This window comes from Streptosporangium longisporum, assembly GCF_039534895.1.
In the GTDB taxonomy this organism is placed as follows: domain Bacteria; phylum Actinomycetota; class Actinomycetes; order Streptosporangiales; family Streptosporangiaceae; genus Streptosporangium; species Streptosporangium longisporum.
Window position 1 is genome coordinate 472,343 of the sequence record NZ_BAAAWD010000007.1, and the last position, 18,931, is coordinate 491,273.

At 71.6% G+C, this 18,931-nt stretch carries 23 protein-coding genes and 1 tRNA gene; 14 read left to right on the top strand and 10 right to left on the bottom strand.

Annotated features, from left to right (window positions below; translation table 11 throughout):
- Positions 1 to 198: 198 nt before the first annotated feature.
- Both ABD832_RS15035 and ABD832_RS15040 read right to left on the bottom strand, forming a co-directional pair.
- Complete coding sequence (locus ABD832_RS15035; RefSeq protein ID WP_344894625.1) at positions 199 to 630, bottom strand: PPOX class F420-dependent oxidoreductase; 432 nt, start codon at positions 628 to 630, stop codon at positions 199 to 201.
- Positions 631 to 802: 172 nt separating this feature from the next.
- Entirely contained in the window at positions 803 to 1,735 is a 933-nt protein-coding gene (locus ABD832_RS15040; protein ID WP_344894628.1) for an NAD(P)-dependent oxidoreductase, read from the bottom strand.
- Between the two features lie 50 nt (positions 1,736 to 1,785).
- Here ABD832_RS15040 and ABD832_RS15045 point away from each other — a divergent pair, with 50 nt between their 5' ends.
- Positions 1,786 to 2,202 (top strand): MerR family transcriptional regulator, encoded by a 417-nt coding sequence (locus ABD832_RS15045; RefSeq protein ID WP_344894631.1) that lies wholly within the window; start codon positions 1,786 to 1,788, stop codon positions 2,200 to 2,202.
- 40 nt (positions 2,203 to 2,242) lie between these two features.
- On the opposite strand, the gene ABD832_RS15050 is transcribed toward ABD832_RS15045, so the two are convergent.
- From ABD832_RS15050 to ABD832_RS15060, 3 genes are all read right to left on the bottom strand, one after another.
- Entirely contained in the window at positions 2,243 to 2,668 is a 426-nt protein-coding gene (locus ABD832_RS15050) for a nuclear transport factor 2 family protein (protein ID WP_344894634.1), read from the bottom strand.
- 237 nt (positions 2,669 to 2,905) lie between these two features.
- Positions 2,906 to 3,424, bottom strand: a complete 519-nt coding sequence (locus ABD832_RS15055; protein ID WP_344894638.1) for a cysteine dioxygenase — start codon at positions 3,422 to 3,424, stop codon at positions 2,906 to 2,908.
- 145 nt (positions 3,425 to 3,569) lie between these two features.
- Positions 3,570 to 4,541 carry an amidohydrolase family protein gene (locus ABD832_RS15060; RefSeq protein WP_344894641.1) on the bottom strand — a complete coding sequence of 324 codons (972 nt, stop codon included), beginning with the start codon at positions 4,539 to 4,541 and terminating at the stop codon, positions 3,570 to 3,572.
- A 239-nt stretch (positions 4,542 to 4,780) separates the two neighbouring features.
- Here ABD832_RS15060 and ABD832_RS15065 point away from each other — a divergent pair, with 239 nt between their 5' ends.
- Positions 4,781 to 5,734 (top strand): LacI family DNA-binding transcriptional regulator, encoded by a 954-nt coding sequence (locus tag ABD832_RS15065; protein ID WP_344894644.1) that lies wholly within the window; start codon positions 4,781 to 4,783, stop codon positions 5,732 to 5,734.
- Positions 5,735 to 5,784: 50 nt separating this feature from the next.
- On the opposite strand, the gene ABD832_RS15070 is transcribed toward ABD832_RS15065, so the two are convergent.
- Both ABD832_RS15070 and ABD832_RS15075 read right to left on the bottom strand, forming a co-directional pair.
- The gene (locus tag ABD832_RS15070; RefSeq protein ID WP_344894647.1) at positions 5,785 to 7,191 is read right to left on the bottom strand and encodes an aromatic amino acid lyase; all 1,407 of its coding nucleotides are present in this window, start codon (positions 7,189 to 7,191) and stop codon (positions 5,785 to 5,787) included.
- A 114-nt stretch (positions 7,192 to 7,305) separates the two neighbouring features.
- Complete coding sequence (locus ABD832_RS15075; protein WP_344894651.1) at positions 7,306 to 7,674, bottom strand: phage holin family protein; 369 nt, start codon at positions 7,672 to 7,674, stop codon at positions 7,306 to 7,308.
- Between the two features lie 280 nt (positions 7,675 to 7,954).
- Here ABD832_RS15075 and ABD832_RS15080 point away from each other — a divergent pair, with 280 nt between their 5' ends.
- From ABD832_RS15080 to ABD832_RS15120, 9 genes are all read left to right on the top strand, one after another.
- Positions 7,955 to 9,016, top strand: coding sequence for an NADP-dependent oxidoreductase (locus tag ABD832_RS15080; RefSeq protein ID WP_344894654.1), 1,062 nt, complete (start codon positions 7,955 to 7,957; stop codon positions 9,014 to 9,016).
- Entirely contained in the window at positions 9,013 to 9,336 is a 324-nt protein-coding gene (locus tag ABD832_RS15085) for a hypothetical protein (RefSeq protein WP_344894657.1), read from the top strand. The genes ABD832_RS15080 and ABD832_RS15085 overlap by 4 nt, the downstream gene beginning before the upstream one ends.
- A gap of 97 nt (positions 9,337 to 9,433) precedes the next feature.
- A complete protein-coding gene (locus ABD832_RS15090) occupies positions 9,434 to 9,829 on the top strand; it encodes an OsmC family protein (protein WP_344894660.1) in 396 nt (131 codons plus the stop codon).
- A 746-nt stretch (positions 9,830 to 10,575) separates the two neighbouring features.
- Positions 10,576 to 10,652, top strand: a tRNA-Lys gene (locus tag ABD832_RS15095).
- Positions 10,653 to 10,784: 132 nt separating this feature from the next.
- Complete coding sequence (locus ABD832_RS15100) at positions 10,785 to 11,642, top strand: 3-methyladenine DNA glycosylase (RefSeq protein WP_344894663.1); 858 nt, start codon at positions 10,785 to 10,787, stop codon at positions 11,640 to 11,642.
- A 266-nt stretch (positions 11,643 to 11,908) separates the two neighbouring features.
- A complete protein-coding gene (locus ABD832_RS15105; protein WP_344894666.1) occupies positions 11,909 to 12,784 on the top strand; it encodes a lytic polysaccharide monooxygenase in 876 nt (291 codons plus the stop codon).
- 90 nt (positions 12,785 to 12,874) lie between these two features.
- Positions 12,875 to 13,618 (top strand): DUF305 domain-containing protein, encoded by a 744-nt coding sequence (locus ABD832_RS15110; protein ID WP_344894669.1) that lies wholly within the window; start codon positions 12,875 to 12,877, stop codon positions 13,616 to 13,618.
- Between the two features lie 155 nt (positions 13,619 to 13,773).
- Positions 13,774 to 14,043: a DUF6458 family protein gene (locus tag ABD832_RS15115; protein WP_344894672.1), complete on the top strand. Its 270-nt coding sequence runs from the start codon at positions 13,774 to 13,776 to the stop codon at positions 14,041 to 14,043.
- A 132-nt stretch (positions 14,044 to 14,175) separates the two neighbouring features.
- Entirely contained in the window at positions 14,176 to 14,427 is a 252-nt protein-coding gene (locus tag ABD832_RS15120; protein WP_344894675.1) for a DUF4235 domain-containing protein, read from the top strand.
- A gap of 268 nt (positions 14,428 to 14,695) precedes the next feature.
- Here the strand turns inward: ABD832_RS15120 and ABD832_RS15125 are convergent, their stop codons facing one another.
- Positions 14,696 to 15,967 carry a glycosyltransferase gene (locus tag ABD832_RS15125; protein WP_344894678.1) on the bottom strand — a complete coding sequence of 424 codons (1,272 nt, stop codon included), beginning with the start codon at positions 15,965 to 15,967 and terminating at the stop codon, positions 14,696 to 14,698.
- A gap of 145 nt (positions 15,968 to 16,112) precedes the next feature.
- Between ABD832_RS15125 and ABD832_RS15130 the strand changes: the two genes are divergently transcribed.
- Complete coding sequence (locus ABD832_RS15130) at positions 16,113 to 16,358, top strand: BON domain-containing protein (protein WP_344894681.1); 246 nt, start codon at positions 16,113 to 16,115, stop codon at positions 16,356 to 16,358.
- Positions 16,355 to 17,068: a metallophosphoesterase family protein gene (locus ABD832_RS15135; protein ID WP_344894684.1), complete on the top strand. Its 714-nt coding sequence runs from the start codon at positions 16,355 to 16,357 to the stop codon at positions 17,066 to 17,068. Before ABD832_RS15130 ends, ABD832_RS15135 begins: the two co-directional genes overlap by 4 nt.
- A gap of 433 nt (positions 17,069 to 17,501) precedes the next feature.
- On the opposite strand, the gene ABD832_RS15140 is transcribed toward ABD832_RS15135, so the two are convergent.
- Positions 17,502 to 17,651, bottom strand: coding sequence for a GPGG-motif small membrane protein (locus ABD832_RS15140; protein ID WP_184719841.1), 150 nt, complete (start codon positions 17,649 to 17,651; stop codon positions 17,502 to 17,504).
- 22 nt (positions 17,652 to 17,673) lie between these two features.
- The gene (locus tag ABD832_RS15145) at positions 17,674 to 18,186 is read right to left on the bottom strand and encodes a DUF6328 family protein (RefSeq protein ID WP_344894687.1); all 513 of its coding nucleotides are present in this window, start codon (positions 18,184 to 18,186) and stop codon (positions 17,674 to 17,676) included.
- Between the two features lie 67 nt (positions 18,187 to 18,253).
- Between ABD832_RS15145 and ABD832_RS15150 the strand changes: the two genes are divergently transcribed.
- Complete coding sequence (locus ABD832_RS15150; RefSeq protein WP_344894689.1) at positions 18,254 to 18,847, top strand: nucleotidyltransferase family protein; 594 nt, start codon at positions 18,254 to 18,256, stop codon at positions 18,845 to 18,847.
- Positions 18,848 to 18,931: the final 84 nt, after the last annotated feature.

Genomic DNA, 18,931 nt, shown 5'->3' on the forward strand with positions numbered 1-18,931 from the left:
GCCCAGGGGGATCATGATCGGAGTCGTCCCGCTCCGCGTCCCGGGGAGTGACCAGATCAGGTTCGTGCTGTGCCCCGGGGAGTGACGGTGACCGGATCCGGCTCGTCGAGGAATCGTGACCGGATCCCTCCCCCCTCCGGGAAGGATCCGCCCGCCGGGGCGGGGCATGGTGGACGTGGCGGGTCGTCCCCGGTGCCGTCAGCGGATCTCGGCGCCGTACACGTGGTCGACCGTCATCATCATGAGCACCCTGCGATCGGCCACCACCACCGACCGGTACTCCTCCCAGTCCGGGTGCTCCCCGGCGGCGAGGCGGTAGTAGTCCACCAGCGCCTCGACCTCGGGGCCGTGGGGGTCGGTTCCCGGGCCGGTGAGCGTCGCGATCCCCTCGGCGGTGGCCCAGGACAGGCCGTCGGGGCCGGTGACCTCCAGCGTGGCACGCGGGTCCCGCCGCAGATTCGCCGTCTTGGCCGTTCCCTCGTTCATCGAGACGTAGACGAGCTCGGTCGCCCGGTCGTAGAAGGGCATGACAGGGGAGAGCTGAGGACGGCCGTCGGACTTGATCGTCGCGAGGACACCGAGCCGGCTCTCCGCGAGCAGCGCGCGCGGGCTGAACGGAGTGGCGGTCATGTCCGGGACCGGGTGGTGACCGGACGCCGCCCGATCCCGGAGGTCCCGGAGGTCCCGGAGGTCCTGGCGGTTCCTGCGGTTCCGGGCCGGTGACCGGCCGCGCCCGCGCCCCCGCGACGGGCGTACGTGACCGGCCACCGGCCGTTCGCGGCGGTTCCGGGCCGGTGGCCGGTCACGCCCGCGCTCCCGCGGCGGGCGTGCGGAACTGCTCGATCATCGCCGCGTAGCCGTCACCGCCCCGCCCGTCGGCCACGGCCCGCTCGGCCAGGGCCTTGACCAGCCGGGGGAACTCGGTGCTGACCCCGAGGGACTCGCTCTCGTGGACGAGGTGCTCCATCGCGGTCAGGTGGGTGCCGATGGTGGCGTCGGGGGCCGGGTACGTGCCGTCGTCGATCTGCTGCGCGTAACCGGCCACCCAGTCGGCCACGGTGGCGATCCCGGTCGTCGCGACCGGGGTGAACGCCGTGGCCTTCACACCCGCGGCGCCGAGCAGGGCGGCACCCTGCAGGAAACCGTTGAGGATGCCCCACATCAGTCCCAGCACGGCCACGTCGTACAGCGACGACAGGGCGTGGTCGTCACCGAGGTACGTCGTGCCCGCGCCGAGGACCCTCAGGGTCGGCTCGTGCGGGTCGAAGGCCGATCGCGGCCCGCTGTAGAGGATGGCGGCATCGGCGCCGATGCCCTGAGGGGCGGCCAGGATCGCGCCGTCGAGATAGGCGCCGCCCTTCCGCTCCACCCGTTCCGCGGTCTCGCGGGCCGTCAGCGACGTGCCGGAGGTCAGGTTCACCAGGACCCGGCCGTCGAGGACGTCACCGAGGGAATCGAGGAGTTCCCGTACGGCGTCGTGGTCCGCGACGCAGACGATCACGAGCGGGGCGGCCGCGGCGGCGTCGGCGGGTGAGCCGGCGAGCTTCGCGCCCTGGGCGACGAGGGGCTCGGCCTTCGCTGCGGTGCGGTTCCACACGGTCGTGGGGTGTCCCGCGCGAAGGAACGCCTCGGCCAGCGCCCGTCCCATCAGCCCCAGGCCGAGGACCGCCACGGGAGCGAGGCCGGTGTCGAGATTCTGCATCATGTGCTCCTTCTTCGGAGAATCGGTGCTCATGGCAGAATCCTCAACGTTCATACCGGTATGAAGGTCAAGGGGGAACGGGCATGCTGATCGGGGAGCTGAGCCGGCGGACCGGCGTCCACACGCACCAGCTGCGCTACTACGAGGCTCAGGGGCTGCTGGAGCCCGACCGCGCCACCAGCGGTTACCGCGAGTACGGTGACGACGCCGTCCTGACCGTGATCCAGATCAGGAAGCTGCTCGAGGCCGGCCTGTCGAGCCGGCAGATCGCGTACCTGCTGCCCTGTGTCACCGGCCCGGCCCCCGACCTGGAGCCCTGTCCCGAGCTCCTGGACACCCTGCGAGCCCGCCTGTACGGGCTGGAGGAGCAGATCGACGCGCTCGGCCGCTCCCGCGACGCCCTGCGCGACTACATCGACGTCACCGAGCGGCGGGTGTCACCGCACTACCCGCCGTGCGACGCCACCGCGCCGGAGCCGGAGCCGGTACCGGCACGATGACCGGGCCCGGTACCGGCACGACGAGCCGCTCGCTTACCGATCACGGCCGGGCACTGAGGGCCCGCGCGACCGCGAGGCTGTCCTCGTAGATGTGGTAGCGGGTGATGAGCCCGTCGGTGACGGTGAGGCGCAGGGCGAACGGGGAGGTGTACGCGACCCCGGTGCTCCGTACCGTCTGCACGATCTCGCCGAGCACGACGGCGTCCGCCCCGTCGACCAGGATGTGCGACACTGACGTGCCGTTCAGCTCGGGCACGTGGTGGGCCTCCAGTGACCGGAAATGGTCCGCCACGTCGGTCCTGCCGGACCGGGGACGGATCCACGGCACCTCGGGGTGTCCCTCGTCGGGCCAGCTCAGCAGCCAGTCGACCGGCTCGGCGAACAACTCCGCCGTACGGTCGTGATCCCCCTCGGTCATCCGGCGCATCAGTTCTTCCACGGTGCTGCGGGTGTCGTCGCTGCTCATGGGCCCAGCCTTTCGGACCGGGTGCGGACCGTCGATTACCGCCAGGGTAAGGCGGCTTCGGGGTTCGGGCGGTGAGGACCCGTCCGGGACCGGGACGGGAAAGGGCCCGGCCGAAATCGAGGGGACGGAGAGCCCGCCGGGACGGGGAGGAGCCCGCCGGAGCCGGGCCGGACGAGGAGGGACCCGCCCGAGCCCCGAGCGCGGGACCGGGACGGGTCGCTCCTCGTCGTGCGGACCTCAGGCGACCCCCGCCATCTGCTCGGCGTCGTCCATGGGGCGCAGCTCGTCGGCGTAACTGACCGAGACGCGGCGCATCACGCCGCTGTCGCTGATCGAGTACTGCCCCAGCCGCCAGAGCGGCGGCGAGTAGGCGTGGATCGAGACGCTGCCGTGCACCGCGCCGGTCAGCCGGTGGATGTGGTCGGGTCCGAAGGAGAACGACTCGCCCTCGGAGACCACGGTCTCCAGGTGCTCGCCGCCGATGCGCGGGTTGCACTCCAGCAGCGTCCCGGCCACCACCCGGACCGCGCCGGAGGAGGTGTCGTGGTCGTGCCAGCCGGTGTCGTCCTCGGGCCGCCAGCACAGCAGCCAGACGTCCACGTGCGAGTCGCGGTAGAGGGAGGCGAAATGGCGTCCCCCCTCCTCGGGGAACTCCACCTGGTCCCGCCACCGGGACGGGTCGGCGGCCAGCTCGTTGACCAGGTCGAGGAGTTCGCGCCGGTCGAGGGCGCGGGCGGGCAGCGACTCGTAGCTCATCGGGTTCCCCCGGCGGCCCGGCGGGACGGACCGGAGCCGGGCGCCCCGGCGTGCGGGCCGGGCCCGTCGGCCCGTGCTCGCCCCTCGCGGGTGAACGTCGCCTGGGGCGCACAGCTCTCGCGGCCCCGGGACTGGTTCGTTTGCTTCATGTGCGCGACTCCTTTCCGTTCAGTAGACGGCCGGGATTGGTGACCGCGATGGCGTGCCAGGCGGCGTCGCCGAGCGTGGGGTCCGGTGCGGTGGCGTAGGGGCGGTCGGAACCGCTGACCACGACGTCGACGCCGAGTTCGCGGACGATCGCGTCGATGGCGCGCGGGCCGTAGGAGGAGGTCTCCAGGAACAGGTCGGTGTCGACCCGTCCGCGGCCCTCGCCACCGCGGTTGGCCAGGCGCTCCGAGTGCAGCGGGGCCAGCCCGGCGAGCAGCGCGAAGCAGACCCGCAGGCGGGGGTGGCGGGCGCGGCCGAAGGTGGTGAAGGCGTACCAGGCGGCGTGCATCTGCTGCACGTACGGCACGACCGCGGGCCACCAGCCGGGCTCCCCGGGCCCGGAAGCGGTCCGGCCCGCGGGGGCGGCGGGGGCGGGGCCGGGGTGCACGAAGAGCGGCAGGTCGCGTTCGGTGAGCACGTCGAGCAGCGGGGCGACCCGGTCCAGGCCCTCGGCGTCGGACACCGCGGTCGCGGGGAGCTGGAGGCCGGCGAACCCTCGTCCGGTGAACCCCTGGACGGCACCCAGCGCGCCGTCCTGACCGGCTCCGGCGGTGTCGAGGGTCTTGGCCAGCCTCGCGGGGTCGATCTCGCCGAGGCAGGTCGCCGCCCAGGCGCCGAACGGTGCGGGCAGGGCGAGGGCGTCCTCGTGGTAGGCGTCGATGACGGGCCAGGACTCCTCGGGCGGCAGCGACTCGACGCCGAGCGGGCTGGACAGGGAGACCAGGGCCAGGTCGAGGTCCGCGTCCAGCGCCAGCCTGCGGGTGAGGTCGTGGGTGGCCGGATCGACCCGGTAGGGGGGCTCGCCGTCCAGGTGGAGGGTCCAGCCGTCGAGGAAGGGAGCGGTCGTGCGGCGCCTGAGCGCGTCCACGAACGCGGGCGTCCACAGGTGCTGGTGAACGTCGACGGACATGGGTCGATCCCCTCCTCTCCGGTGTTTCGAGGTATTACCTACCTAGAATATAGGTAACTCCTCCCGCCGCACCACACATCCATGTGATGCGTTTCAGTGAACCGTTTCAGTGAACCGCTTCACCTGGAGCGCTGTCAATCCCCGCGAAAGCCGTGACCGTGTTCCCGAACGCTTCCGCAGGCCCCTGGCAATAGGCTGGACCGATGCCTCAGCCTCGGAAACGAGCGACCATACGCGAGGTGGCGAAGGCCACCGGTCTGTCACCCGCCGCCGTGTCGTACGCCCTGCGTGGCATGCAGGTCTCGGAGGAGACCATCGAGCGGGTACGCCGGGCCGCGGCCGAGCTCGGGTACGAGGCCGACCCCATCGCCCGCGCGCTGGCCAGCGGCAGGACCGGGATGATCGGCCTGCTCTGCGGCTCGCTGGAGGACCTCTGGCAGCAGGCGCTGGCCGTCGGCATCGGCCGCGCGCTCAAGGACAACGACCGCTACGCCCTGATCCTGGACGCCGCGGGGGACCCGGCCAGGGAGCACACGCTCGCCAGGCAGCTCCGCGACCAGCGGGTGGACGCGCTGATCGTGCAGCCGGTCGACCCGGCGGCGCCGCTCTGGGCCGATCTGTGCGACGGGCTGCCGGTGGTGTCGATCGGCGACGCGCTGGCCGGGGGACGGTCGGCGGGCGAGGTCGTCTTCGACAACCGGGCCGGGGTCACCCTCGCGCTGGAGCACCTGCGCGGCCGGGGCCACCGGCGCATGGCCGTCCTCACCTCCACCCGGGCCAGCACCCCCGACCGGCCCGCCGACGTGCACGTCATGGCCGAGGCGGAACGGCTGGGCCTGGAGATCGGGACGGTCACCGCCCCGCAGTCGCTGGCGGCGGCCACCCGGGTCGCCGGTGAGATGCTCGACGCCGGGCACCGGGCGTTCTTCTGCTTCGCGGACTCGATCGCCTACGGCGTCTACGCGGCCGCGGCCGAGCGGAAGCTGGGCATCCCGTCGGACGTGTCCGTGATGGGCTACGACGACCACCCCATGTCGGGCCTGCTCACCCCCGGCCTGACCACGGTCGACTGGGACATCGACGGCATCGTCCGCGCCGCCGTCCGGATCGTGGTGGCCGCCGCCGACGGCAACACCCGCCGCCGGCGCATCGTGCAGTCGCCCCAGCTCCGCGAACGCGGCTCGGTGGGCTGACGCGCCGGACCTGCGGGCATCGGGCCCGGCCGACGGCCGGAAGGGGAAGGTCAGGGGGCCAGGGAGGGCAGCAGCGCGCGGGCCGCGTCGAGGTCGCCGTCGAGCGGGCGGTCGCCCGTCGCCGGATCGAGCGGCACGTCACAGGGGATCCCGCGCAGCCGCAGTGCCCGTACCGAGGCGACCAGCTCGCACGCCAGGACGATCTCCAGCGGTTCGGCGGCGGCGAGCGAGGAGCGGGCCGCCTGCGGGGTGAAGCTCGCGTGGTCCTCGGTCCCCAGCGAGAGCACGGCACCCCCCAGGGTGACCGGGGCGGCCAGGTGGCGCAGCTCGCCCAGGGCCGAGTGCGCGACGTACTCCAGGATCATCACCCCGGACAGCCCGGGACGTTCGGCGAGGAAGGGCAGGAGCCCGGTGTGCGCGGGGTCGTTCAGGGTGGCGAGCCTGGCCGCGCTGAGCGTCGCGGTCTGCACGAGCGCGGCCCGCAGGGCGTCCAGGGCCAGTGCCACCCGCGCCGAGTGGAAGTTGCCGTTGTGCCAGGCCCGCCCCCCGGCGATCAGCGGGTTCTCCGGGGACGCGTTCATCTCCTCGGTGACGGTCCGCTCCGCCCGCCCCAGCGCGTCCAGCGCCGCCCCGTGCACCTGCGGGAAGGCGCGGTATCCGTACGGGTCCTGGACGCGGCGCGGGGTGGTGAGCCCGACCAGGGCCCGCAGGTCGGCGGCGACCGAGGTCTGCTCGGGGCCGCGCTGCACCTGGGGCGAGAGCGGTTCCAGCGAGCCCTCGACGGCCCGGAAGGAACGGGCCGCGACCGCGGTGGCCGCGGCCAGCAGGAGCCGCAGCCGGTGACAGGCCAGCGCCGCGTCCGCCAGTGTCGCCGCGCCCGAGCTGATGAAGGGCAGCGCGTCGGAGGAGGCGAGCGCGAAACGTGGCACCGCCTCCCCGCTGCGTCCCGGGGCCGGGCCGCCGCCGGGCCCCGTGCCCGCCGAGGGAAGGCCCGCCGACGGTGGCGTCCAGGCGATCTCCCCCAGCAGGCAGAGCGCGGTGGTGGCCAGGGCGGTCAGGTCGCCGGTGCCGATGGCGCCGTACCCGCGGATCGGTGGCGTCAGGCCCTGGTTGACGGCGGTGGCCAGGACGGGCAGCAGGGCGGGGTCGACCCCCGAGCCACCGGCGAGGAGCTGGTTGAGCCGGACGACGAGGGTGGCGCGGGCGCGGGTCTCGCCGATCGGCGGCCCGGCGCCGCCCGCGTGGCTGCGGAGCAGGTCCAGCCCGGAGCCGTCGGTCTCCACGTCCTTGTTGGCGCCCACGCCGGTGGTCCGGCCGTACACCGGCCCGTCGAGCAGGGTGGCCGTCCGCCAGGCCGCCTCCGCGGCGGCGGTGGAGCCCAGCTCGATCCCGGAGCCGTTCGCCGCCCGGTCGACCTGCTCGCAGGTCAGGTGGGCGCCGTCAAGGACGAAGGTCATCTTCTGGGTCCTCCGGGTCGTCTCGGTGTCCCCTCAGTGTCCCCGGTCCCCTCGGTGTCCCCGGTGCCCTCGGTGTCCTCGATGTCCTCGACCGCCTCGACCGCCTCGGCCGTCTCAGTCGCCGAGGATCAGGTCGAGCACCCAGCTGATCAGGCCGATGAGGATCGCGCCCCAGAACGCCGGCCAGAACCCCGACACGTGGAAGGGCAGGCGGAACTGCTCGGCGATCCAGCTGGTCAGCAGCAGCAGCCCCGCGTTGACCACCAGGGCGAACAGGCCGAGCGTGAGGACGTAGAAGGCACAGCCGAGCAGTTTGATGACCGGCTTGAGGACCGCGTTGACGACCCCGAAGACGAAGGCGACGGCGAGGAGCGTGCCGATCTCCCTCAGCGGGGTTCTCGCGGAGACCGCGATGCCGTCCACGAGCTGGGTCGTCGCCCACAGTGCGGCCGCCACGGCCAGGATCTTGATGAAAATTTTCACGTTTCGGCATCCTCGCATGGATGATCGAGCGGACGATGAATCCGTACTCCAAAGGTGGACATATACAAATACTGATGATTTTTCCGGCCCGCCGCGTACCCGCCGGTCCGCAGATCGGAAGCCGGTTCCGTGGAGAGTGTCGCATCCGTGACCGTACGTGGTTGCGAAAGCGGCGAGTCCCGGCCGGAACCGCCCGACCCCCGACGGGGAGAACCGCCCGGAGATGGGAAGGCCCAGGTGAGAAGCCCGGATCACGGGGTGTGGCAGCAAAGGGGCGGACATGTCCGAGAACAGATCGTCCACCGGCCGTACGGTCTCCCGGGAGGTACGGCTCGTGTCGCGCCCCTCCGGCCCGCCGGTCCCGGAGAACTTCGAGCTCGCCGAGACCGACCTGCCCGCCCCCGCGGACGGTGAGATCCTCGTCCGCAACCTCTTCATGAGCGTCGACCCCTACATGCGGGGACGCATGAACGAGGGCGAGTCCTACGTCCCGCCCTTCCGGATCGGCGAACCGCTCGACGGGGGCGCCCTCGGCGAGGTCGTCGTCTCCCGCGCACCCGGCCTGTCGCCCGGGGACGTGGTCTACCACGGGTACGGCTGGCGCGAGTACGCCGTGCTCGACGCCGCGCGGGCCCGCCCGGTCGGGGAGACGCCCGGCGTCCCGCTCTCGGTCCATCTCGGCGCCCTCGGCGCGACCGGCCTGACCGCGTATGTGGGACTGCTCGACATCGCGGGCCTGAAGGAGGGGGACGTGGTGTTCGTGTCCGGCGCGGCCGGGGCGGTGGGCAGCCTGGCCGGGCAGATCGCCCGCCTGAAGGGGGCCTCGCGGGTGGTGGGCAGCGCCGGATCACCGGAGAAGATCACCCACCTGCTCGACGACCTCGGCTTCGACGCGGCCTTCGACTACCACGACGGCGCGATAGGCGAGCGGCTCGCCAGGGCCGCCCCCGACGGGATCGACCTCTACTTCGACAACGTCGGCGGTGACCACCTGCGGGCGGCCATCGGCGCGCTGAGGACGTACGGCAGGGTCGCGATGTGCGGGGCGATCTCCGCCTACAACGCCACCGGCCCAGTGCCGGGCCCGGACAACCTGGGCCTGGCCGTGGGAAAGCGGCTCACCCTGCGCGGGTTCATCGTCTCCGACCACCTGGACCGGATGCCCGACATGGTCGCCGAGGTGGGCGCCTGGATCCGCGAGGGCAGGCTGGTCTTCACCGAGACCGTGGTGAACGGCCTGGAGAACGCCCCCATGGCCTTCATCGACATGCTGGGTGGCGCCAACACCGGAAAAATGGTGGTCCGGCTGGGCAACCGAGGTACGTACCGAGATCGCGCATGACGTCCGCATTCTGGGGGCAGAAGGGGCGTGAGGGGGTGGGTCTGTTGGAGACGGACGAGCTTGAGGCGCTGTCGGCCCAGGAACTGCATGACCGCGCGGTCCACTACGCCGTGCACCACGGAGATCTCGGCTTCCTGTGGGAGCTGCTCACGCTGATCCCGGCGGCGGAGGCGTCCTCGGGGAACGAGGATCAGACGACCAACGACCTCAGCCGGGTCTCGGCCCTGCTCAGCGACGCCATGGCCTCGGGCCACGGGGAGCTGGGCGAGGCGCTGCGGCCGTTCTACATCGATTACCTGTCCAAACATCCGGAGGCGTGAGCCTTTCCCGCGGGTCATCCCGATGTCCGGCCCTCTGTAGGGTGATCGGCGGATCCGGGGCAGTCCGAGCATCCGGGACAGGCCGAGGGAGGACGCCATGGCGCGGGTGAGTGTGGAGCGGACCGAGGACGGTTTCGTGGCGCGCAACGACCGCGGGGCCGAGGTCGCCATGGGCGGCGGTGACGAGCAGGGGACGTTCACGCCCGTCGAGCTGCTGCTCGCGGCGCTCGGCGGCTGCAACATCGTCACCGTGGAGCCGCTGACCGCCCAGCGCGGCCACCGCATGGTCCGCCTGGCGATGACCGTGCACGCCGAGAAGGTCGAGGCCACCCGGCTGGGGCCGATCACCATCACCTACGACGTGGAACTGCCCGAGGGCGACGAGAAGGCCGGGGAGGTCCTCGACGCGGTGGCCCGCCGTGTCGAGGAGAAGTACTGCACGGTGAGCCGGGCCCTGAGGGAGACCACCCAGGTCCGCCTCGAACTCCCCTGAGGGGGCGCCAGGGCCCGATCCGGGTTCTCCGGGCCGGTTCCCGGCCGGGGGCTCTGGGTCCAAGGCTCTGGGACGGGACGAGCTCTCGATCACGGCCCTGGGCCGGGGTGGGTGGCCGGCCGGGGCCGTCGACCGGGACGAGACAGGCGATAGCGGCCGAACCAATGAAATCGAAACCCGAACCAATGGGATCGGTGCTCCGGAGCCCGATTTTCGCGTGTCAGGCGGAGATGGCGGCCCTTCGGTGATACCGGGTCAAGGTTGGGTGTAGGCGCAAAATCAACCTTTGGATGACGCGCACGTTACATTTGGCCAGGTAGTGTGGTTGCAGGTCGAGGGGGTTGGGAAGCCTCCGGAACCGCAAGAGCCTTTCACCGGATAAAGGGCGCGAGGGGGATCGCGTTCCTAGCGGAGCCGCCGGAGTCTTGGGGGAGACGAAGGCATAGCCCGCAAAGAGATCGGGGCCGGACAGTTGGGGGACTGTCCGGCCCCGAGTCTTGTCCGGGGCCGGATCTCCGCCCCGGGGCTCGTCCGCCTCCGGCTCCCGAATCCGCCCGGCCCCCGGCTCGTTCGATCGTGAGCCCGTCCGACGTGAGCCCGTCCGATCCCGGACCCGCTCGATCCGGGCCGCAAGGGCCGGAACGACGATCGGAGCACCGGCCGGGCGGCCTCGCGAGGGAGATCGATCCGAGATCAACCGGGGTGCGAGCGCGTCGAGGCTGCTGCTAGAGTTACCCCCGTTGCGGGCGCCGCTAGCTCAGTTGGTTAGAGCAGCTGACTCTTAATCAGCGGGTCCGGGGTTCGAGTCCCTGGCGGCGCACCACGATCAGAAAGCCCAGGCCGGCACGTCCGGCCTGGGCTTTCCTCGTTCCCAGGCCCTCCCCGGCGAGGGCGGGCCCGTGACCGGGCGGACTCCGTTTACCGCTCGTCGGCCGGGGCTTCCTACGATGCCGGTATGGAAGTGCTGAGCGAGCGGGAGTGGCGGCGCCGGGATCTGGCGCACCGGGACCGGGTCGGGCCCTGGATCGAGCCGCATCTGCGCCGTGGCCGGGAGCGGGTCACCCATCCGGTCGAGGACTTCCTGTTCACCTACTACAGCTTCCGGCCCGGACGCCTGCTGCAGTGGCATCCCGGGGCCGACGTGGTCCTGGCCGGGGCACGCTCCTTCGGGACCCACTACCGCGACTGCGCCGAGGGCGCCGTACTGGATCTCGACGAGGTCCTGCCCCGGCGCACGACCGTGATCGGCTGGATCCGGGACCTGCTGGCCGCCACCGCGAGCCGGCCGCCGCACCTGGGCTGCTTCGGGATGCACGAGTGGGCGATGGTCTACCGGACGCAGGAGGAGGAGATCCGGCACTCCTCCTTCCCGCTCAGGCTCTCTCCCGAGCGGATCGAGGAGATCGTCGACCGGCGCGGGGTGCGGTGCGGCCACTTCGACGCGTTCCGTTTCTTCACCGCTCCGGCCCGCCCGCTCAACACGATCCAGCCGACCCGCGAGCTCCAGCGGGAGCTGGAGCAGCCGGGCTGCCTGCACGCCAACATGGACCTGTACAAGTGGGCCTACAAGCTGTCGCCCCTGGTCGGCAGCGAGCTGGTCGCGGACTGCTTCGCGCTGGCCCGCGACATCCGGACCGTGGACATGCGGGCCAGCCCGTACGACCTGAGCGCCCTGGGGTACCGGCCGATCCAGGTGGAGACCACCGACGGGCGCGCGGAGTACGTGACCGCCCAGCGCGGCTTCACCGAGCGGGCCGCCCCGCTGCGCGAGCGGCTGCTGCGGGAGTGCGACCGGCTGCTCGCCCTGACCTGACCGCCCCCGGCCGAGCGCGCCGCGGCCCTCAAGAAGATCATGAAACACCTGATCGGATGACCGTGCCCACCGGCCCTCGCCGGTGGGCCGATCGCGTCACGGGCCGGGCGTCGCACACGCGGCGTCCGGCCCCGGCGCGCAGGGAATCTTCCCGAACGGCTGGCGTCCGGAAGGGGACTGTTAGTAAGGTTTCTTGTTAATAACGTGCTATCCGTCGGCCGTTGGACATGCTCCGCCTCCCATTTCCCCTTTCTGGAGGAGTCGACGTGCGTTTGCGCAACAAGATCATCACTGCCGGTACCGCCGTGGTCAGCGCGGGATCACTGCTCGTCCTGCTGCCGTCCGCCCCGGCCGTCGCCCACGGATCCATGTCGAACCCGCCCAGCCGGGCCTACGTCTGCAAGACCGAGGGCCCCGAGACCGCCAAGTCCGCGGCGTGCAAGGCGGCCGTCGCGGCGGGAGGCACCCAGGCGTTCTACGACTGGCACGAGGTGTCCCGCCTCGAGGCCGGCGGCAACCACCGCCAGATCATCCCCGACGGCCAGCTCTGCGGCGCGGGACGTGACAAGTACCGCGGGCTCAACCTGGCCAGGACCGACTGGCCCGCCACCAGGGTCTCCACGGGCCCGCTGACCGTCACCTACCACGCGACCGCGCCGCACGCGAACAGCAACTTCGAGTTCTACATCACCCGGCAGGGCTACGACCCGTCCCAGCCGCTGCGCTGGTCGGACCTGGAGCACATCAGGACCTTCAACAACCAGAACCCCACCCAGTTCACCAACTGGACGATCAACCTTCCGCAGCGGAGCGGCCGCCACATCCTCTTCTCGATCTGGCAGCGCATCGTGGGCAGCACCGAGGCCTTCTACACCTGCTCCGACGTGGAGTTCGGCGGCGGTGGCCCCGGCCCCTCGCCGACCCCCACCCCGACCGTGACCCCCACGGTGAAGCCGACCCCGACGCCCACCCCGACCCCGACGCCGACGAGCCAGCCGGGTGGCAGCTGGAGGGCGGGCACCGCCTACGCCACGGGCACCCAGGTGACCTACGGCGGCGCGACCTACCGGTGCCTGCAGGCGCACACCGCGCTGGACGGCTGGGAGCCGCCGAACGTCCCGGCCCTGTGGCAGCGTCTCTGATCAGGTCCGTGCCCCGGTGAGACCCGGCCGGGACGGCCCGCGACCCGCGGCCCGTCCCGGCCGGGACCGTCGCCCTGCGAAGGAGTTCCGATGAGGAGTGCGGTACCGGCGGTCGTGATCGGCGTCCTGCTGCTGTCCGGCTGCGGCGCCCACGACGTCCAGCAGCTCCGCGGCGCCTCGGGTCACGGAGCGCACGGCGCCTCCACCCCGGCCACCACGGGCGCCCCGGCGTCCGGCACGCCCGGTGCCTCGGCGTCCGGTACGCCGGGCGCGTCCGGGCACGGGACGCACGGGGAGCACGGCGGCCATGACGGGACCGGCGGGGGAGGGCCCAGCCCCTCTCCGGCGCCACCGGTGGGGACCGCCGCGGGGGTCGCCTTCAACGCCCCGGACGTGATGTTCCTGCAGATGATGGTCCCGCACAACACCCAGGTGGCCGGGCTGGTGCGGCTGGTCCGCGGGCGGGAGGTCCGTCCCGAGGTGCGGGAGCTGGCCGAGGCGATCGGGGTGACCCAGGAGCGCGAGGCCGCCTCGATGGCCGCCCTGCTGGCCGCCTGGGGACAGCCCGCGACCGCGGAGGACGACGAGCACGCCGCCCACGGAGGGATGCCCGGGGTGAGCGAGGAGGAGATCGAGGCCCTCACCTCCGCCCCACCGGCCGAGTTCGAGAGGAGGTTCCTGGACATGATGATCGCCCAGCAGGACGACGCCTCCCAGATGGCCAAGGTGGAGGTGGCGACCGGGCTGCACTCCCAGGTCACCGAGATGGCCAGGCGGGTCGACGTCTCACGTACCGCGCAGGTCGCACAGATGCTGGCCCTGCGCGGCCGGTAGGGCTCCGCGGCCCGTACGGCGGAACGATTCCCGCGGGACGCCGGGCCGTCTGACGGCCGCGGGAAGGGCGGGGACAGGCACATGCCTCCGCGGGTGACGTTTGAGATCCGTGGGGGGGATAGATGGTCAGATGTTGGCTCGAAGGAGGAGATCCCATGACCATCGCAGGCGGCATCATTCTCATCATGCTCGGCGCCATCCTCACGTGGGCGGTCGAGTTCGACATCGCCGGATTCGACATCAACGTCGTCGGTGTCATTCTCATGATCGGTGGCCTCGCCTGGCTGCTGTTCGCCGTCTACCGGCTCAGCCTCGCCCGCCGGGCGGTGGCGGACTCCGCGGCGACCGCGGTCATCGACGACGACCCGGTCGTCCAGCGCCGCGTCTACGAGGAGCGCCGTTACAACGACCCGCCGGTGGTGTGATCCGTCTCCCCCTTCCCGGGGGAGCCACGGCAGGGCGGAGATCCGCCGGTCCTTGATCGGGGCGGATCCGTTACGAACCTCTCCGGGCGGGTAACCGTCCTTTCTCGGTAAAAGCGAACGGAGGACAGGACGTTGAGCAGGGTCGTATCCCGCGGTGCGAGTGCCGCGAGCGGAATGCTCGGTGGTGCCATCGCCGGCGCCATCTTCAAGCAGGTCTGGAAGTTCGCCTCGGGTAAGGACGACGCGCCTCAGGCGACGAACGAGGAGTACGGCTGGCGCGAGGTCCTGGTCGCCGCCGCCATCCAGGGGGCGATCTTCGGCGTGGTCAAGGCCGCGATCGACCGATCCGCCGCGCGGAGCATTCACAGGGCCACCGGCAAGTGATCCCATGAGAGCCACCACAGGCGGCTGAGACCGGTCGAGCCGGTGACACCGGTCCGGCGCCAGGAGCCCCGGCCCTCTTGCGAGGGCCGGGGCTCTCGCGCGTCCGGACGGCCTTCCCCGCGTCCCGCACGAACCGGAGGACCGGCCTCGTACGAACCTGAGGATCCGGAACGGCCTGGTAGGGCCGGAGGATCCGGAACGGCCTCGTAGGCCGGAGGAGCCGGGAACGGTGGAGGGCGACGGGGACCGACGGGGACCGGAGGCCGGGTCAGGCGACCCCGGTGTACGGCCGCCTGCGACCGGTCCGCCGCGCGGGGAGATCATGGCCTCGCCGGGTGCCGCCGGTCCTCCGGTCGGGGGTCCGGCGGGAGAGCACCTCCGCGTAGACGGCGCAGGTACGGGCGGCGACGCCCTCCCAGTCGTAGTGCGCCCGCGCGTGGTCGGCCGCGGCCGCACCGTACGCGGACAGCAGGTCCGGTGCGGCGAGCAGCCGGCGCAGCGCGCCGCCCAGGGCGTGCGGCTCGCGCGGCGGGACCAGCAGGCCGGTGACGCCGGGCAGCACGGTGTCCAGGTGCCCTCCCACGGCCGAGGCGACCACCGGCACGCCGCAGGCCATGGCCTCCAGCGGCACGATCCCGAACGGCTCGTACCAGGGCACGGTCACCACGACGTCCGCCGAGCGCATCAGGGCCGGGACGCTCTCCCTGTCCACCCTGCCGAGGAACCTGACGCGGTCGCCCACCCCGCAGCCGGACGCGACCCGCGCGAGCCGTCCGGTCTCCGGGTCGTCCGGATGACCGCCGGCGACCACCAGGGTGGCCTCCGGGACGGCGACGAGGGCCCGGATCGCGGTCTCCACGCCCTTGCGGGGCACCGGCCGGCCGATGGAGAGCAGGATCGGCCCGGGGCCCAGGTCCATCCGGGGACCCTCGGGGGTGAAGGCGCGCACGTCGACACCGCACGGCACCACCCTCGTCCGATGGCCGGGCACGCCCATCCGGCGCAGCTCCTCCACCTCGTCGGAGCAGGTCGCGATGGTCACGTCCGCGTGGCAGGCGACCGTGGTCTCGATGCCGACGCGCTCGGGCGGGCTGGTGTCGGCCGTGCCCTGGTGGCGCCGCTTGACCGTGCCGAGGGCGTGGAAGGTGTGCGCGACCGGGATCCCGGCGTCCCGCGCGGCGGCCAGGGCGGCCAGGCCGCTCATCCAGAAGTGGCTGTGCACCATGTCGGGCGGCGCCGACGCGCGCGACTTCCAGCGCCGGGCGAGCCAGCGGCCGAAGTCCGGGATCCAGGGGAGCAGGTCGTCCTTGGCCAGGACCACGGCGGGCCCGGCCGGGACGTGGACCACGGTCACCCCGGGGGCCAGGGCGACCTCCTCCTGCTGGAGGGGCGACTCCCGGCGGGTGTAGACGGTCACTTCGTGCCCGTGTCCGGCGAGCGCCCGCGAGAGGGCGTCGACGTGGACGTTCTGGCCCCCGGCGTCGGCGCCGCCGACGGTCGCGAGGGGGCTGGCGTGTTCGGACACGATGGCGATCCGCATGGGCACGTCTCCTCCTGAGGTACGAGGTAGCCGTGCCTGCGTCCTAGGCACACGTGTCTCACCTGCCCCTGCGGAGGGCTTTAAACGTGTTTGACCTCGGCATACGTGGGAAGGCGAACTGCTTCGGACGGAGAGGAGTTCGACGATGGAGGCTCCGCAGTACATCGCGGCACGCGTGCAGAGCGCGCTCGCCGAGGACGAGAGGACCACGGAACTCGGCATCCGGGCGGACGTCCGGGGGGACCAGCTCTACCTGCGCGGTCAGGTCACCGCTGCCGAACGCCGTGACCTGATCGCCGAGGTGGCCGGTGAGGCGGCCCCCGGCCTGGTCGTCCACAACGAGATCGATGTCGTGGACGTACGGGAACCGGGGAAGGAGGAGAAGCTGTGAGAGAGCTGCGCATCGCCGCGGTCGGGGACGTGCACCTGGACGAGAGCCTGCGGGGGCAGTACCGCAAGCGGCTCGAGGGTATCGAGGAGCGCGCCGACGTCCTGCTGCTCGCCGGTGACCTGACCCGGCACGGCACGCTGGAGGAGGGGCGGGTGGTGGCCGACGAGTTCCGCGACCTGCCGATCCCGGTGGTCGCCGTGCTGGGCAACCACGACCACCATTCCGACCTGCCCGCCGAGATCGCCGCCCTGCTGCGGGACGCCGGCATCCACGTCCTGCACGACGACGCCACGGTGCTCGACATCGACGGGGTGCGGCTCGGCGTGGTCGGCGGCAAGGGGTTCGGCGGAGGGTACGCCGGCAAGTGCGCCAGTGACTTCGGCGAGCCCGAGATCAAGGCGTTCGTGGGTCACACCAAGCGGATCGCGGAGCGCTGGCGGGTGGCCCTGAAGGAGCTGGAGGCCGACCGCACGGTCGTGCTCTCCCACTACTCGCCGGTCAAGGACACGCTGGCGGGCGAGCCGCTGGAGATCTACCCCTTCCTCGGCAGCTACCTGCTGGCCGAGGCGGTCGACGCCGAGGGCGCCGACCTGATCGTTCACGGTCACGCGCACGCCGGTACGGAGAAGGGCGTGACGCCGGGCGGTATCCGGGTGCGCAACGTCGCCCTGCCGGTGCTGGGCCAGGCGTACGCCGTCTACTGCCTGTAGGGACGACCCGCCCGCCGGGGTGCGCGGTTCCACGCCCCGGCGGGCGTCCCCGGCGGACGTCTCCGGCGACGCGGGACGGCCCCGGCGGGCCCGAGCTCGTCGAGGGCCGCGAACGGGCTCTCGCGACGCGACACACGCGCATAAATAGCGCAATACCCGTACAAAGCGTACATACGTGATGGGTGATCACGCCGGAAACGGCGGCGCGGGAAGACGCGGACCGGCGGGTGAGGGATCCGGACAAGAAGAAGCGGGCCGGGGGATACCCGGCCCGCGAAGCTTCTATGGGAATACGGGGCGACTTCGGTTCTGCTCTTTCACGGGCCGCGAGGCCCGGTCTTCACTCGTGTGCCGACGTCAGGTCAGCACGGGACGGGGTACGGACTCCATGCCCGCACCGGGTGTTCGGTGTCCGGCGAGCGCGAGGCCCGCGTCAGACGTTGAAGATGCTCACACCTCCGGGGCCCACGAGGAAACCGAGGACGATCAGGACGATCCCCCACAGGAGGTCGCGACGGGCCAGGATGACGTAGATCCCGGAGATGACGAGAACGACTGCGATGATCCAAAGCAAGGTAGCCATAACCGGCCTCTGCCCTCACAATTCACGACTTAACATCTTCATCATCCTCGGTTCGGTACAGATCAATAATCGGTTGGATGAACCACAACCAAAGGCTGGTCAGCGCCACGACGGCGCCGAACAACGCGGCGGGCCAGGCGTTGATGACCGTCTCCGCGACCAGCGCGACCGCGCTGGTCATCGCGACCGCCAGGAAAGCGGCGCCCGCGATGCCGAGCGCGTTGGAGCGGTGCAGCATCCTCTCCTTCAACCCGGTGCGGAACAGCAGGCGGTGCTGGGCGGCCGGGGTGATGAAGAGGATGGAGGCGATGGCGGCGCTCAGCAGGGCGATGAAGAACAGCCAGCGTCCCAGGACGTCCACCTTCTGGAACCCGGGGGCGAAGGGGACGGTGAGCAGGAACGCGAACAGCACCTGCACGCCGGTGACCGCGACGCGCAGTCCCTGCAACAGTTCCCCGAGCTCCCGGTCGACCCGTTCCTTACGACTCTCTCCCGGATGCGGGTCATCTTTTTGTACGTGTTCGGGCTGAATCATGAACAGCGTTTACCCAGCGTCGGGTTTGCCATGCCTAGCTGCGGCGTTATGGGGTACGCGAGTGCCCATGGGACACAGTCACGAGGTCACCGACGCGATCCTGGAGACGCTGAAGCGGGCCAGCAGCGGTCTGAAGGACGCCGACGTCAGGTTCGCGCTCGCGGGAGGCTGTGCCGCGTACGCGCGCGGAGCCGCCCCTTCAATGCACGACGTTGATTTTGTCCTCCCCCAGGAGGACGTGCCGACCGCCCTGGAGGCGTTGAGCAAGCTGGGCTTCGAGACGGCCAAGCCGCCGGAGGACTGGCTCGTCAAGGCCTACGACGAAGGCAGGCTGGTCGATCTGATCTTCTCCATCTGCGACCATCCGGTGACCCCGGAACTGCTGAAACGAGCCGAGCCGATGAAGGCGTCGGCGGTGATCCTGCCGGTCCTGGAGGCGACCGACCTGGTCATCTCATGGCTGTTGCCGCTCTCGGAGCACAGTTGCAACTACAGCTCGCTGCTGCCGCAGGTACGGGCCCTGCGCGAGCAGGTCGACTGGAACCGCGTCGCCTCCGTCGTGCAGGACTCCCCCTACGCCTCGACCTTCCTCGTCCTTCTCGAACGCCTCGACGTCCTGCCCGGCCCCCTCGACTCCTCGGGAGACCCGAGCTGGCCCTGACAGTGTGAACCGCGTGTGAATTTTCGGCCCTTCCGAAGAACAAATCGAACGACCGGCGCCGCCTCCGCGGCGCCGTCTTTATGA

Excerpts from the sequence above, each read along its gene's own strand:
- ABD832_RS15125 (WP_344894678.1), bottom strand. The coding sequence starts at position 15,967 with ATGCGGATCGCCATCGTGTCCGAACACGCCAGCCCCCTCGCGACCGTC.
- ABD832_RS15150 (WP_344894689.1), top strand. The coding sequence starts at position 18,254 with ATGGGACACAGTCACGAGGTCACCGACGCGATCCTGGAGACGCTGAAG.
- ABD832_RS15145 (WP_344894687.1), bottom strand. The coding sequence starts at position 18,186 with ATGATTCAGCCCGAACACGTACAAAAAGATGACCCGCATCCGGGAGAG.
- ABD832_RS15050 (WP_344894634.1), bottom strand. The coding sequence starts at position 2,668 with ATGAGCAGCGACGACACCCGCAGCACCGTGGAAGAACTGATGCGCCGG.
- ABD832_RS15115 (WP_344894672.1), top strand. The coding sequence starts at position 13,774 with ATGACCATCGCAGGCGGCATCATTCTCATCATGCTCGGCGCCATCCTC.
- ABD832_RS15035 (WP_344894625.1), bottom strand. The coding sequence starts at position 630 with ATGACCGCCACTCCGTTCAGCCCGCGCGCGCTGCTCGCGGAGAGCCGG.
- ABD832_RS15040 (WP_344894628.1), bottom strand. The coding sequence starts at position 1,735 with ATGAGCACCGATTCTCCGAAGAAGGAGCACATGATGCAGAATCTCGAC.
- ABD832_RS15110 (WP_344894669.1), top strand. The coding sequence starts at position 12,875 with ATGAGGAGTGCGGTACCGGCGGTCGTGATCGGCGTCCTGCTGCTGTCC.
- ABD832_RS15055 (WP_344894638.1), bottom strand. The coding sequence starts at position 3,424 with ATGAGCTACGAGTCGCTGCCCGCCCGCGCCCTCGACCGGCGCGAACTC.
- ABD832_RS15085 (WP_344894657.1), top strand. The coding sequence starts at position 9,013 with ATGACGTCCGCATTCTGGGGGCAGAAGGGGCGTGAGGGGGTGGGTCTG.
- ABD832_RS15090 (WP_344894660.1), top strand. The coding sequence starts at position 9,434 with ATGGCGCGGGTGAGTGTGGAGCGGACCGAGGACGGTTTCGTGGCGCGC.
- ABD832_RS15100 (WP_344894663.1), top strand. The coding sequence starts at position 10,785 with ATGGAAGTGCTGAGCGAGCGGGAGTGGCGGCGCCGGGATCTGGCGCAC.
- ABD832_RS15080 (WP_344894654.1), top strand. The coding sequence starts at position 7,955 with ATGTCCGAGAACAGATCGTCCACCGGCCGTACGGTCTCCCGGGAGGTA.
- ABD832_RS15140 (WP_184719841.1), bottom strand. The coding sequence starts at position 17,651 with ATGGCTACCTTGCTTTGGATCATCGCAGTCGTTCTCGTCATCTCCGGG.
- ABD832_RS15045 (WP_344894631.1), top strand. The coding sequence starts at position 1,786 with ATGCTGATCGGGGAGCTGAGCCGGCGGACCGGCGTCCACACGCACCAG.
- ABD832_RS15130 (WP_344894681.1), top strand. The coding sequence starts at position 16,113 with ATGGAGGCTCCGCAGTACATCGCGGCACGCGTGCAGAGCGCGCTCGCC.
- ABD832_RS15070 (WP_344894647.1), bottom strand. The coding sequence starts at position 7,191 with ATGACCTTCGTCCTTGACGGCGCCCACCTGACCTGCGAGCAGGTCGAC.
- ABD832_RS15060 (WP_344894641.1), bottom strand. The coding sequence starts at position 4,541 with ATGTCCGTCGACGTTCACCAGCACCTGTGGACGCCCGCGTTCGTGGAC.